Annotated in this window: 13 protein-coding genes; all 13 read left to right on the top strand. The window is 43.5% G+C overall.

Going from position 1 to position 14,721, the window contains the following annotated elements; genetic code table 11:
• The first annotated feature begins 36 nt into the window (after positions 1-36).
• On the top strand, positions 37-2,472 hold the full coding sequence (gene ccsA, locus NQ542_RS06150) for a cytochrome c biogenesis protein CcsA (RefSeq protein WP_005638303.1): 2,436 nt from the start codon (positions 37-39) through the stop codon (positions 2,470-2,472).
• A 116-nt stretch (positions 2,473-2,588) separates the two neighbouring features.
• Positions 2,589-2,903 (top strand): hypothetical protein, encoded by a 315-nt coding sequence (locus NQ542_RS06145; protein WP_005638302.1) that lies wholly within the window; start codon positions 2,589-2,591, stop codon positions 2,901-2,903.
• A 39-nt stretch (positions 2,904-2,942) separates the two neighbouring features.
• Positions 2,943-3,959, top strand: a complete 1,017-nt coding sequence (locus NQ542_RS06140; RefSeq protein WP_005638301.1) for a dihydroxyacetone kinase subunit DhaK — start codon at positions 2,943-2,945, stop codon at positions 3,957-3,959.
• A 7-nt stretch (positions 3,960-3,966) separates the two neighbouring features.
• A complete protein-coding gene (locus NQ542_RS06135; protein ID WP_039850024.1) occupies positions 3,967-4,581 on the top strand; it encodes a DAK2 domain-containing protein in 615 nt (204 codons plus the stop codon).
• Positions 4,582-4,625: 44 nt separating this feature from the next.
• Positions 4,626-5,495 carry a 3-hydroxy-5-phosphonooxypentane-2,4-dione thiolase gene (gene lsrF, locus NQ542_RS06130; RefSeq protein WP_005638299.1) on the top strand — a complete coding sequence of 290 codons (870 nt, stop codon included), beginning with the start codon at positions 4,626-4,628 and terminating at the stop codon, positions 5,493-5,495.
• A gap of 103 nt (positions 5,496-5,598) precedes the next feature.
• A complete protein-coding gene (locus NQ542_RS06125) occupies positions 5,599-6,486 on the top strand; it encodes a beta-propeller domain-containing protein (RefSeq protein ID WP_039850023.1) in 888 nt (295 codons plus the stop codon).
• Positions 6,487-7,485: 999 nt separating this feature from the next.
• Complete coding sequence (locus tag NQ542_RS06120) at positions 7,486-9,411, top strand: polysaccharide biosynthesis protein (RefSeq protein WP_005638296.1); 1,926 nt, start codon at positions 7,486-7,488, stop codon at positions 9,409-9,411.
• On the top strand, positions 9,386-10,447 hold the full coding sequence (locus tag NQ542_RS06115) for an endonuclease/exonuclease/phosphatase family protein (protein WP_005638295.1): 1,062 nt from the start codon (positions 9,386-9,388) through the stop codon (positions 10,445-10,447). The genes NQ542_RS06120 and NQ542_RS06115 overlap by 26 nt, the downstream gene beginning before the upstream one ends.
• A gap of 34 nt (positions 10,448-10,481) precedes the next feature.
• Complete coding sequence (locus tag NQ542_RS06110) at positions 10,482-10,769, top strand: HNH endonuclease (protein WP_005648851.1); 288 nt, start codon at positions 10,482-10,484, stop codon at positions 10,767-10,769.
• Positions 10,770-10,774: 5 nt separating this feature from the next.
• The gene (locus tag NQ542_RS06105) at positions 10,775-11,341 is read left to right on the top strand and encodes a hypothetical protein (RefSeq protein ID WP_005638294.1); all 567 of its coding nucleotides are present in this window, start codon (positions 10,775-10,777) and stop codon (positions 11,339-11,341) included.
• Positions 11,328-12,338 (top strand): DUF4407 domain-containing protein, encoded by a 1,011-nt coding sequence (locus NQ542_RS06100; RefSeq protein ID WP_005638292.1) that lies wholly within the window; start codon positions 11,328-11,330, stop codon positions 12,336-12,338. Before NQ542_RS06105 ends, NQ542_RS06100 begins: the two co-directional genes overlap by 14 nt.
• Positions 12,339-12,344: 6 nt before the next feature.
• The gene (locus tag NQ542_RS06095) at positions 12,345-13,877 is read left to right on the top strand and encodes an oligosaccharide flippase family protein (protein WP_005638290.1); all 1,533 of its coding nucleotides are present in this window, start codon (positions 12,345-12,347) and stop codon (positions 13,875-13,877) included.
• A gap of 115 nt (positions 13,878-13,992) precedes the next feature.
• Positions 13,993-14,721 (top strand): acyltransferase, encoded by a 729-nt coding sequence (locus tag NQ542_RS06090; RefSeq protein WP_005638288.1) that lies wholly within the window; start codon positions 13,993-13,995, stop codon positions 14,719-14,721.

Here is a 14,721-nt window from a genome sequence, read left to right as displayed (position 1 = left end):
CATTTGCCGCATCTGTGAACTCTAATAAAAAAGTAAATGAAAACAAATCTCGAAAGATTTTTCTCCTCCTTTGTAACGACGATCGTCCTGTTACTGATTTATGCCTTTGGCCTGGCCGTTGCCACTTTCATCGAAAAGTATCACGGTACAGCGACAGCCAAAGCAATGGTTTATTATTCCCCCCTGTTTTTTCTGCTCCAATTCCTTTTAGTTGTTAATTTTATTGCGGCTACGATCAAACACCAATACCTGAAACGCGGCAAATGGGGACTGATGCTGACTCATTTCGCCTTTATCATCATCCTTCTCGGCGCCTTGACCTCTTTCCTTTTCGGCGAAGAAGGAATTTTGCATCTGCGTGAAGGGGAGACAAGCAACCAGATTGCTGTCCGCACTTCCGATAACACGACCTTTCATACCCTGCCTTTTTCCGTTGAACTGAAGAAATTCACCTTAACCCGCTATCCCGGTTCCGCCAGTCCCTCTTCCTACGAGAGTGAAGTGATCGTCCATGTGGATGGGGAAGACCGCGAAGAGCGGATCTTTATGAATAACGTATTGGATGTAAAAGGCTACCGTTTCTTCCAGGCCTCCTATGACCAGGACGAACACGGGACCATCCTTTCCGTCAACCGCGACGTGGCGGGGCGGAACATCACCTACACCGGATATCTGTTGCTGGTCATCGGCCTGATCCTTTGCCTGGTCGGTAAGGATTCCCGCTTCATGCGTCAGAGCCGCCGCCTGAAAGAATTGCGCAAGGCGACCAACGTAACGGTCCTGTTGCTTGCGCTCCTTGCCGTTCCCCTGTCCGTAAATGCCGGCGGGAAGGCTTCCCCGATGCTCGATGCCGTGCAGAAATATGCGGTGAGCCCGGAACATGCTGCCCTCTTCGGAGCCCTTCCGATCCAGTCGGGTAGCGGCCGTATGATGCCGGTCAATACCTTCTCTTCGGAGATTCTACGTAAGCTCCATAAGTCGGATAAGATCGGTCAGTTGAACTCTGACCAGTTCCTTTTGAGCCTTTTAGCCATGCCCGATATGTGGATGCGCGTTCCCTTTATCGCTCTGTCCAATCCGGAGTTGGCCGCCTATTATGACCTGACGGACGGCGAGTGTGCCTATATCCAGGCCTTCGACAGTAACGGCAGCTACAAGTTGCAAGAGAAGTTGGAAGAAGCCTATAACAAGATGCCTGCCCAGCGTACGCGTTTCGACAAGGACCTGATGAAACTGGACGAGCAGTTGAACATCTTCCATCAGCTGATCAATCACCAGATGCTGAACCTTTTTCCGAAAGAAGACGATCCGAATCATAAATGGTATGCACCCGGCGACGACCTCTCTGCCTTTACTGGCAAAGACTCCATGTTCGTCTCCCGTATTTTCGACTGGTATTTAGGCGAAGTGCAGGAGGGCTTGAAGAGTGGCGATTGGGCGAAAGCCGATGAAGTGGTCGGCATGATCGACACCTATCAGCAAGCCAAGAACAAGACACTCGATATCAGTCCGAAGCGCATGCAGGCCGAATTGAAATATAACAAGATGGATGTCTTCCGCTATTGCAAGATCGGCTATCTGGTCTTGGGCGGACTGTTGTTGGTCCTTTCTTTCGCGATGCTGTTCCGCCGGACCCGCTGGATGAAGGTCGCCGTATGGCTGTTAGGAGCCGGCGTACTGGTCGTCTTTCATTATCATATGTTCGGAATGGGGATGCGCTGGTATATCGGTGGCTATGCTCCTTGGAGCAATTCCTACGAGACGATGGTCTATGTGGGATGGGCGACTGTCTTTGCCGGACTGTTGTTCGTGCGCCGTAGTACGATCACCTTCGCGCTGGCCACCCTGTTCGGCGGTATCATCCTCTTCGTTTCCGGTCTGAACTGGATGGACCCTGAGATCAATCCGCTCGTACCGGTCCTGAAATCGCCGTGGCTGATGTTCCATGTGGCGGTCATTGTTGCCGCTTACGGCTTTTTCGGTATCAGTTGCCTGATCGGGCTGACCAATATGGTGATGATGTCCGTCGCCGGAAAGAAGAACAAAGAGATATTGAAAGCCCGTATCACCGAACTGAGTATTGTGGGTGAGATGGCGTTGTGGGTAGGGCTTGCCCTGATGACTGTCGGCACTTTCCTCGGTGCTGTCTGGGCGAATGAGTCCTGGGGTCGTTATTGGGGGTGGGACCCGAAGGAGACCTGGGCGCTGATCACGATGGTCGTCTATGCCGTAGTGACTCATCTCCACTTGGTGAAACGCTGGAATAGTCTTTGGTTGTTCAATCTGGCATCCGTGATCGCGTTCGCTTCCGTGCTGATGACTTTCTTCGGTGTCAATTATTTCCTGAGCGGAATGCATTCATACGGTCAAAATGATAATGTGCATGGAATATTCACCTATCTTTATATCGCCTTGGGGGTAGTCGTTGTCCTGGCTGTCCTTTCGTACAGGAGATGGAAGACGAAGGTGTGAAACATATATGTTTTGAAAACGAAACATGGGTGTTTTGAATGCGAAACATCTATGTTTTGAGGTTGAGAGAACTGATAACGAATAAAAATAGTACGAACACTTAAAATTAATTAGTCATGAGAACATTTAATCATGTCGGTATCGTAACGACAGAACAAGTAGAAGGGGCTATGTTTAACGAAGGCCTGAAAGTATGGTTGACAGACTATAGCAAAAGTCCGAATCGCATCGAATTCCTGAAATTCGAGGAAGGCAGCTGTCTGCCCGAACTGGTACAGAAACAGGGACACATTGCCTACACCGTTCCTTCTTTGGAGGAAGAGTTGAAAGGCAAGAAGGTGATCTTCGGCCCGGCCGTATGCGACGAACACTTGACGATCGCTTTCATCGAAGAAGAAGGCATCGCTATCGAAATCATGGAAATCAAATAATAACATTAATAACATACTTAAATAAAGGAGGAATATACCATGTCAGACATAAAGACAAAATTTATAAATGATCCCGAACAGATAACACCCGAATTGTTGGAAGGTTATGTATTGGCATATCCGGACCAGGTCAAGTTAGGTGGTGAAAACATCGTCGTACGTGCCAATCCGAAGAGCGAAGACAAAGTGGCTATCGTGACTTTGGGCGGTTCCGGTCATGAACCCGCATTGAGCGGATTCGTAGGCGAAGGTATGCTGGACTGCTCTGTCGTGGGCGACATCTTTGCCGCTCCCGGTGCACAGCGTCTGTTCCAGGCTTTGCAGCTGATGAAGCGTGAAGCCGGTATCCTGTTGGTTGTCCTGAACCACTCCGGCGACGTGATGAGTGCGAACATGGCTTGCCAGTTGGCAGAACGTGTAGGCATCAAGGTGAAACAAGTGCTGACTCACGACGATATCAGTGCCGGTATCGGTGCCGACATCAACGACCGTCGCGGCTTGGCCGGTTGTGTGCCTTTGTATAAAATATTAGGTGCTGCAGCCGAAGAAGGCAAGACGCTTGACGAGCTGGTCGAAATCGCCGAACGCTATAACAACAACGTCGCTACTCTGGCCGTTGCCATGCGCTCTTGTACGCATCCGCAGAACGGCGGTACGATCACCGACCTGCCCCAGGGCATCATGGAGATCGGTATGGGACAGCACGGCGAAGGCGGTGGCGGACAGAAACCGCTTGTATCTGCCGACGATACGGCTGCCGAGATGGTAGACCTGCTTTGCCAGCAGCTCAAGCCGAAGGCTGGCGACAAGATGATGCTTATCATCAACGGCGTAGGAGCGACTACCCACATGGAGTTGAACATCATCTTCCGTAAGGCCTACAAGGAACTGGAAGCCCGTGGCCTTCAAGTTGTCGTAAGCCGTATTCAGGAAATCCTGACCGTACAGGAACAGGCCGGTTTCCAGATGATCATGGCTATCCTCGACGAAGATCATATCGACTATCTGAAGAACAAACGTGCTGATGCACCTTACTGGACAACAATCGGTAAATAAACGAGATATGAAACAACTGACTATCGAAAACTTCAAGGCGATGCTCGACAACGCCTTGAAGAACATCAAAGAACGCGAAGACGAATTTTCTAAACTGGACGCTGTTATCGGTGACGGCGACCACGGCCAGGCAATCGTGACAGCCATGTCCGCTATCGTGGCTACGGCCCAGAAAGGAACGGAGTTCAAAACCATGCTGAACGATATGGGTTTTGACGTCATGTTGCAGGTAAGCGGTTCCACCAGTACGCTGTTGGGGGCTTTCTTCTTAGGTATGAGCGACCATGCTTCCGGTACGGAACTGGATGCAGCTGGAGTGAAAGCTATGTTTGCCGGCGGTCTTGCCAACGTGCAGAAACAGACGAAAGCCCAGAAAGGCGACAAGACCATGATGGACGCCCTGATCCCGGCTGTGGAAGCGATCCAGGCATGTTCTTCGGACGATATCAAGGAAATCCTCGAAGCCGGAGCGAAAGCTGCCCTTGCCGGTGCTGCTTCGACCGTAGAAATGAAAGCCAACTTCGGCCGTGCCCGTAACTACGGCGAACGCTCCGTCGGTTATGCCGACAGCGGTGCTACCTCTTGGAGTTGCATGTTTGAATCGTTCGCGCAAGCGCTTTGAGAAATTAAGAATTAAGAATTAAAAATTAAGAAAGGAAAAAAGCTATGGCAGATATGGATGGGTTCAGAGAAGCGAATAATTTCGGCTTCGGACAAACTTCCCAATTCGACAATTTTCATGTAAAAGGTGCGTCTAACTACTCTTGGGGTATGAAAGACCGCCTCTCTCGTATCTTCAACCCGAAAACAGGCCGTGCCGTTATGTTGGCATTCGACCACGGGTTTATCATGGGTCCGACTTCAGGTTTGGAACGTATCGACCTGAATATCGTTCCCCTCGTACAATATGCCGACTGTATCATGTGTACGCGCGGTATCTTGCAGACTTCCATTCCCGCCAACATCAACAAGCCCGTCTGCCTCCGTTCGGATGCCGGTTCTACGATCCTGACGGAATTGAACCGTAACGTTTTGATCGATATCGAAGATGCGATCCGTTACAATGCTTCCGCTATGGCAGTCATGTTCTCTGCCGGCGACGGCGAACAGGAAGCCATCACGGCAGCCAACCTGGTGGAAGCTGTCGATATGGGGAACCGCTATGGCATCCCCGTCATGGGTGTGACGGCTGTCGGCAAACAGATGGCACGCGACTCCCGTTACTTCGCACTCGCATCGCGCGTATGCGCCGAGAACGGTGCTTCTATCGTGAAGACTTACTACTGCGACGGTTTCGAAAAGGTAGCTGCCGCCTGTCCGGTTCCCGTTGTGATCGCCGGAGGTAAGAAACTGCCTGAAAAGGAAGCACTCGAACTCTGCTACAACGCCGTTAACGACGGTGCTGCCGGTGTCGATATGGGACGTAACGTCTTCCAGAGCGAAAACCCTGCCGCCATGATTCAGGCCGTACACGCTGTCGTACACGAAGGCTTGACACCGGAACAAGGTTTCGAAATGTTCAAGGATTTACAATAATGTGCTAATGGGTCAATATGCCAATGCACCAATGGAATGAATGTTCCATTTGGAGTATTTCACCGGCATATTGGCACATTTGCAAATTGATAAATTATTAGTTATGCATAAATTATTTACTTATCTCTGTTCCGCATTGTTGCTGGTAACCGCTACATCCTGCGAGAAGAAGACAGAAAAATTGCTGTTGGGTGGTTCCGGCTGGAACAAGATCGTGATCATCGATAAGAACACCAAGCAGGTAGAGTGGGAGCATCCCCTCGAAAAAGGTTGGGAATGCAACTCCGCTGTTGCCACTCCCGACGGGAATATCCTCTTTGCCTATGCCAGAGGTGCGAAGCTGATCGACCGCAACCATCAGGAGATCTGGAATATTGCTGCTCCCGATACCTGTGAGATGCAGACCGCCCGCGTGTTGCCCGACGGTAACTATCTTTTGGGTTGGGTAGGCCATCCGGCTGTCATCATGGAGGTGAGCCCGAAGGGAGAAATCCTGTCGCGTACCGAATATGAGACAGGCATCGAACATCCGCATGCCCAGTTCCGCCAGCTGAACAAGAATGCCCGCGGTAACTACCTGATGCCCCTCTTTGCTACTTCCGACGTGCGCGAGATCTCTCCGCGAGGCGAAGTCGTGAAGATCACCCGTCTCGAAGGAACGCCTTTCACGACATTGGCATTGGCTAACGGGAACCATTGGGTTGCCTGTGGTGACGGTCACTCCCTGATGGAAGTGAACCTCGACAACGGCGAAGTAGCCCGCCGTTACGGTGAGAACGATATCAAAGGAGCCCGCCTGTTCTTCGTCGCCGGCTTGCTTCCTGCAAAGGATGGCGGCCTGTACGTCTGCAACTGGCAGGGACATGACAAGAATGCCGTAGAGGCCAACAGCCCCCAGGTATTCGAAATCAATGATAAAGGTGAAGTGATCTGGAATCTGAACGATAACGAAAGGTTCGGTATGATTTCTACGATTAGCACGATCGAATAGGTCACTGGTTTCATCACGTTTTTTCAGGCACGGATTTCTTTGAAATTCGTGCCTGAATCATATCTGCCTATATCTTTCCCTTCCTGTGTCTCTTTGAAAAAAATAGTGACGCTCTCTATCCATGCAGATTCCCATAACAATAAAATGACTAAAAAAACGTACGTTTCTTTTAGTCATTCCATTTACGAAAGATTGTTAACTGTTGGCTTTCGGAAAATAGCGTGCAAAAGACTCGATATATTTGGCAGACAGGAAAATAAAAAATAAACGAAGATGTGTGAATTTCAAATATTTTAAGTATATTTGCCCCATCAAAATGACTAAAAGAAACGTACGTTTCTTTTAGTCATTTTGTAGACACTTAATCTTCATATGTCCAGACTGTTATGTCTTTTTCTGCTTTGGGACTGACGAGCTTTTGTGTGGAATATATTGTTTGTTAAGTTGTTGTAAATCATATTGTTTCAAAAATAGGTTAACAGAGTGAAAAAATATATCCCGTTCTTTTGCCCGTTCTATCGGAAAGAGAAGGATAGACAATCTACTTATTTAGAAACAGTATAATTTTAGTATAAAATCGATATGATTTTGATAATGCTTGATATTCAATAAATATTATATATGATAAGATGTGCTATACCGCTTTCTAATCTATATATTATTTGATTTTTTTAGTTAGAGCAAAATAGAATTAATCCTTGATAATCATTGGATATTTATAATGATGTCAAACTATTGATTATTAGGTATATAAAAAAATAAAAGGTTTGAATTTCAAATAAATTAACTATCTTTGTGCGCTCTTGGGAAAATATATATTCAGTGTATAAAAGCTGTTTGAACAGCTTTTATTTTGTGCTATATAGCACAAAATAAACAACGTGCAGTAACCCTTTTAATATTTTATTAAGATATTTTGCTGCCAAAATCGATTTCTATTCGTTATTCCACTATTGGGACTGACGAACTTTGTTGTAGGGTAATAAATTCTTTAATTATATGAAAATCAATGATTTACTATTAAGATTAACGAAAGAGAAATACCTCAATCGCTGGATAATTTTTTTGATTGACCTGTTCCTTTCCGTCTTTTCGACCGTTACTTCTTTAGCTTTGGTCAGTTATATTCTGGATTGGAACTATACCGACCAGATCATTCTGACGGTTTTTCTGGCGTCGTTGTTCTGTAGCCCTGCCAGCTTTCTTGTTTGCCAGACCTATAAAGGCATTATTCGCCATTCCGCCTTTACTGAAACCGGACGCATCGCCATGTCCTCTTCACTGAAAGTGGCGACCATCCTGCCGGTTCTTTTGTTTACGACCGGCCTTCTTTCCTTTCGCGGTTTCCTGCTGGGAAGTGTGGTGGATTTCTTCCTCACTTTTTTTATCCTGACGATATTCCGTGCTTTCCTGATCACGCTCTATACCTTTATGGTGAGCAGCATTGCATCCAACCGGAAAGACAAGCTTTTCATATTCGGGCATGAAGATTCTTCTCCCGCCCTATTGAACGATTCCTTTCTGCGTGAAAACTCATCCTATCAGGTGGAAGGCTTCCTCCGTTTCGGCCAGCGTGTTTCCATGCGCATCGGTTTGTATAAGGTCTATTTCATTACCGACCAAGAGGAATTCAGCCGTTTGGTGAACCGCTACAATATCAAGGCGATCCTCTTTACGGACTATAAGGCGGTGAAGGAAGAAAGCGAACGTCTGGTTCGTTTCTGCGAAAAAGAGAAAGTCCGTATGTTGCTCCTTCCTTCTTTGGACGAACTGAAAGGAGGCAAACTGAAGATGCGCGCCCTTCCCGAAGTCCGCATCGAAGACCTGTTAGGACGCGAAGAGATCCGTATCAACATGGAGGAGATCGCAGGTTCCCTGAAAGGCAAAGTCGTTTTGGTCACCGGAGCCGCCGGTTCCATCGGTAGCGAACTCTGTCGCCAACTCTGCCATTTCGGGCTGAAGCAATTGGTTTTGTTCGACAGTGCCGAAACCCCGATGCATAACATCCGGCTGGAGCTGGAAGAAAAATTCCCCGATGTCGAGTTTACCCCGGTCATGGGAGACATTCGCATGATCCATCGTGTCGAAAGCATCTATCAGCGTTTCCATCCCCAGTTGGTCTTCCATGCCGCCGCCTACAAGCATGTGCCCCTGATGGAAGAGAACCCCTGCGAAGCCGTCCATACGAATGTCTACGGTACGCGTAACGTAGCCGATATGGCAGTCAAGTACGACGTAGACAAGTTCATCATGGTCTCGACCGATAAAGCCGTCAACCCGACCAATGTCATGGGAGCGTCCAAACGTTTGGCGGAGATGTATGTGCAAAGCTTGAGCATCGCTATCAGCAAAGGCCGGCATTCCGGTAAAACCCGTTTTATCACCACCCGTTTCGGCAACGTGTTAGGCAGCAACGGTTCCGTCATTCCTCGTTTCCGCGAACAGTTGGCAAAAGGCGGTCCTCTGACCGTCACCCATCCCGACATCATCCGCTATTTCATGACGATCCCCGAAGCCTGCCGCTTGGTTTTGGAAGCCGCCTTTATGGGCAAAGGAAACGAAATCTTCGTCTTCGATATGGGAACCCCTGTGAAGATCGCCAATCTGGCACGCCGCATGATCGAACTGGCAGGCCTTATCCCTGGCGAGGATATCGAGATCAAATATACCGGTCTCCGTCCGGGCGAAAAGCTCTATGAAGAACTGTTGGCAACGAAAGAAAATACATTGCCAACGGAAAACGAAAAGATCTACCGTGCCCAAGTCCGGGAATACGATTACGAAGACATCTGTACGGTCATGTCTCCCTTGATCGACCTCGCGATCAAAGTAGACAAAATGGGAACCGTCCGAATGATGAAAGGAATCGTGCCTGAGTTCAAGAGCAAGAATTCGGTATATGAGGCGCTGGACAAGGCTGAATAATACCCTGCTCCTGTTTTTTGCAGTATTATCCGCCCTCTGTTTGACCGGAGGCTATTACGCTGATGGAATCTGTATCTGGCTGTCTTTCCTTACATTGTTGGTTTGGCCGATATTGGCAGTCAACCTGTTGTTGCTGGTAATACAATTATTCACAAAAAAGAAATGGAAAGGTATGGTTCCTTTGCTGGCGATCCTGCTTCATGCGGATTATCTGTCAGCCGTTTATCAACCCTCGTGTTGGCATAAACCGGCTGCATCTGAACAAGCAGGAACCCCTCTGACCGTAGTCACCTACAACGCCAGCCATTTCTATTGGGACAGAAAGTACACTATGAACGAAGCCGCCGCTTATATCAAGCAGCTACAACCCGATATCATCTGCTTCCAGGAAGCTCCCGGTGACGGATATTACCATCGGGACAGCATCCGGTACGCTTTCGATTATGTACTGTATAAATATATCAGCCGGCGTACAGACCATTTACCGACTACGATCTACAGCCGTTATCCGATCCATTCGGTAAAAGCTCTGTATTATAAGAATTCCAGTAATATGTCATTAATAGCCGATGTAAGAATAAACAACCAATACATCCGCGTGATCAACAACCACTTCGAGACAACAAGCGTCAATGCCTATCGCGGTATCATTACCGCTCCCGGCAAGAGCTTGGAAGTCCGTGCAAAAGCAGTTAAAGATTTGATCTTGAAAATGAAAAATAATTATCTGAAACGAGCAGAACAAGCCGATTCAATCCATGCCGAGATCGAACGTTCTCCTTATCCGGTATTGGTTTGTGGCGACTTCAACGATACGCCCGCTTCTTATACGTACCATCAGTTACGGAAAGGTCTGACAGATGGTTTCCGTGATTGCGGAAGCGGCTACCAATATACCTTCCGTCAGTTGTACAAACTCTGGCGGATTGATTACGTTTTCTATTCGGAATTCTTAAAAGGACAGGATTGTTTCTCTCCGGATGCGCCTTATAGTGATCATAATATGGTTGTATGGAGAGGTATTTTACTCAAATAGTCTTGAAAACTTTATGATTAATAGAAATATATGTATGTATGATGATAAAGAAAAAAATGGTTCTTATCGAGAATTGTTATTTGATGAGCGTTGGTTAAAAAAACGTGCGCATATTATTCAGCGAGATAATTTTAGATGTGTTATTTGTGGATCAACTACAAAGCTAATAGTCCATCATAAGCAGTATCATAAAAATGCGCAATCTAATCAAAAATGTTTACCATGGGATTATGATGATAAATATTTGGTGACTTTGTGTGAAAGTTGTCATTGCCGTGGGCATCAAAAATATCAAATACCAATGAAAATTATTAATCAATAAATATTATGGGGTTATTATCATTTTTATTCGGTTCAAAAAAAGATGTTCCTGTACAGGAAGAAGTAAGTTCTAAAATATTGCCAGAAATTAAAGAGGAAGATTTTGTGGATAACTCTGATCCAAATGAAGATTTATATACGGTGCATTATGGGACGAAAATGCCTATCGATGCTATTTATGCCTATATTAATCGAGATTATGAGCAATCCGGTTATGATGATGCGATGGTTAATGCTGACAGTACTTATAAAGATTCAAAAAAGAATATTATTAAAAATGAATTGAGACGTCTTTTTGAACAGGTGACATTGCGTTATCGTAATGATCTCCGAGATATTGAGGTTCAGATAGAGATTGTGGAGCAACAAGGTCTTATCAATACTGCCAGTTCTTTGAAAGCAAGGAAGGATACTTATATTGAACATATGAGTGTAATGAAAGATATGGTTGAATCCCTTGAAAAAGAAGAACCCCAGATGATGAGTATGGTCAAATCGTATGAACGAGGTTTTTTAAAAGGCTTGGCTGCTAAATCAGATTTATTATTGCGTAATAATCATGGAAACAATTAATACAGTTGGTATAGGTGCTAGAATTGGCTGTTTTTTGATAGGTTGGAATCCTATTCTTCTAAAACAGTGTGGGGAAGCTAGTAGAAGAACTCTTCGACGCTATATTTCCGCCATTATTATTCTTTCTGTTATTTGGGGAGCTATTGGTTTTTGTTTTGCCGAACGATATATGGGTGTTTCTTCTTTATGGCAGCAGTTAGCAGTATCCTCTGTATTTGTCATTATGATTTTGTGTATTGAACGTTTTATTATTCTTACAGTAGGTAAGTTAGGTATAATGGGATTCTTTAGATATGTATTAGCTTTTTTAATGGCTGTTTTGGGTTCTGCTGTTTTTGATCAAATCATTTTTAAAAATGATGTTACGGTGAAGATGAAAGAAGTACGAACTGAACAAATCAATAAAGAAATACCTAAACGTATGGCTTATCTTGATAGTGATATAAAGCGTGTTTCTTTACTAATAGATTCTATAGGCTTAGCAAATATCCAAATTTATGATAAATTATCGAAACAACCGATTATTACGGCAACTGATGTCAGTACGACTACTAAACAGACTGGAGTAGATGAAGAAGGAAATCCTGTTGTAGAAAAAATAACTAGTGTGAATAAACGAAGTGTAGAGAATCCTCTTAATGCTCAAGCAAAGGCTAATGAAGAAGCACTGAATTTATATAAAAATCAACTAGATACATATCAAAAGGAAAAAATTGAGGTGGCTGATAAAACTCGTGATGAATTTGAAAATGCAGCAACAGGTTTTTTGGAAGAATTGAAAGCACTTGTTCTCATTTTACGGGAAGATCCATATGCATTAGCTTTTTATATTTTTCTGTTTTTGTTTTTACTCTGTTTGGAGTTATTGGTAGTAACAAGTAAAACAGGAGATAGTAAATGTGATTATGATTTGGTTGTAGAACATCAGCTTAGAATAAAAGCGGAAACATTGAGAAATACAGAATTGTCTCTTTTGAATAAACAAAAAGAGGGGTAATTTTATATGGCAATAAATCAACTCAAAGCAGGGGCATTCCTTTCTTATGTCTCTATCGGTTTAAATAATATTGTAGGCTTGTTGTACACCCCATTCATGCTGCGTATGATGGGGCAGTCGGAATATGGTTTATATTCCCTTGTCGCTTCGGTGGTAGCCTATTTGACCGTTTTAGATTTAGGTTTTGGAAATGCCATAGTTCGTTATACAGCAAAATTTCGTGCAGAAGGAAAAATTCGTGAACAATATGAAATGTTCGGAATGTTTTTTCTCCTTTATATAGGAATCGGAGTTTTAGCATTGTTGGTAGGGTTAGGTCTTTATTTTAATGTCGACTATTTATTTGATGCAACTATGGATGATAGCGAACTATATAAAATTCGCGTCATGATGTTACTAATGGTCTTTAATTTAGCTTTTACCTTCCCAATGAGTATTTGGGGATCGATTATCACAGCATATGAAAATTTTGTATTTCAAAAATTAGTAGGAATCGTACGAATTATATTGAATCCATTAGTAATGATAGCTATGCTTTTAATTGGTTATCGAGCTATAGGAATGGTGGTGGTTACAACAATCTTTAATGTAGTTACACTATTGATCAATTATTGGTATTGTAAAAAGCGATTGAAGATCCAAGTGCGTTTCGGACATTTTCAATGGGGTTTTTTTAAAGAAGTATCTGTTTATTCTTTTTGGATTTTTCTGAATGCCATCATGGACCGTATTTATTGGAGTACCGGACAGTTTGTGTTAGGCATGTTCAAGGGAGCGGCAGTAGTAGCAGTTTATGCGGTTGCTATCCAGTTACAAGCAATTTATATGGGATTTTCTACAGCAATATCAGGTGTGTTCCTTCCGAAAGTTACTGCTATGGTGACGAAAGAGAACAATGAAAAGGCCATTTCTGATCTTTTTATTCGTACTGGACGTATCCAATATATTATTATAGCATTCATTTTAACCGGATTTGTAGTCTTCGGAAAATCCTTTATTCGATTGTGGGCGGGCTCTGATTATGAAGATGCTTATGGGATAACTCTTTGCTTTTTTATTCCCATGACAGTCCCTTTAATTCAAAATTTGGGAATAATCATTTTGCAAGCTCGTAATCAGATGAAGTTCCGTTCAACGCTTTATGTCGTGATCGCATTTGTGAGTTTAGTTATTTCTATCCCGTTGTCAAAACAGTATGGAGGGATAGGTTGTGCGATTAGCATTGCGTTGGCTTTGACTACTGGCCAGATTATTGTGATGAATATTTATTATCATCGAGTTATTCATATTGATATTTTAGATTTTTGGAAAGAAATAGGGAAAATGTCGCTTGTCCCTTTCGCGATTGGTTCTTTGTCATTTTATTTGTTTTGTATTTATGAAATTCATACAGTACAGATATTTATTGTTTGTATTTTTGCGTTTTCATGTATCTACGTCCCTTTGTTTTGGTTTTTCGGAATGAATGCCTATGAAAAAGAACTTTTTGTTTCTCCGGTTCGAAGGTTTGTGGGGCGACTGCAGAAGAATTTGCAATAAACATGTACAGAATATTAGATTTCTGTTATTAGTATATAGGATAAATTATTTGAAAAATATTGTCAAATAGTAAAATTTATTATTATGAAGTATTGTTTAAAAAGAATGATAATTTATGATAACACGTTTATGGAATAAATTTTCGGAAACATATTGGCAATATAAATTCTCAGGTTCCAATGTCCGTATTTCTAATTCTGATGGGTTTGTGATAGGAAAAGGCAGTACTATACAAAATAGTAATGTGTTTGTAGGGAGGGATGCCTGTTTTTTTATAGGTGCTCATTGTATATTGAAAAATGTTGATATTTATATAGAAAAAGGATGTGTCATTATTGATGATTATGCTATTTTAATTTCGGAAAAACCGATTAATAAAGCAATGTATATTATTAGTAATGGAAATTTTCATGTCAATCATCATACTAAAATACAGTGTGATAGAGTTTGGATTCGATTTGGCGGAAATGTGGAAATAGGATCTTATACGAATATTAATTCTGGTTCTGAAATTCGTTCGGATGAATCGGTTATCATAGGGAGTTACAATCAGATTTCTTATGATGTAAATATATGGGATACGAATACTCATACAATTTATAAGTCTGAAAAAAGGTCTGAAATTACGCGGAAATATTTCCCTTATTTTGGTTATGAGATAGAGAAACCTTTGACTTCTCCTATTGTAGTTGGAGATAATTGTTGGATAGGTGAACGTTCTTCTATTATGAAGGGGACACAGATAGGAGATAATGTTATTGTTGGATATAATACAATGCTTTTGAATAAAATAATTGAAAGTAATAAAAGAGTTGTTCAAGATATTAATTTGAGAATTTTGTGA

The organism is Parabacteroides merdae ATCC 43184, from assembly GCF_025151215.1.
Classification (GTDB): domain Bacteria; phylum Bacteroidota; class Bacteroidia; order Bacteroidales; family Tannerellaceae; genus Parabacteroides; species Parabacteroides merdae.
The sequence above is the reverse complement of the archived record's forward strand: the minus strand, read 5'-3'. Positions and strand labels throughout refer to the sequence as shown.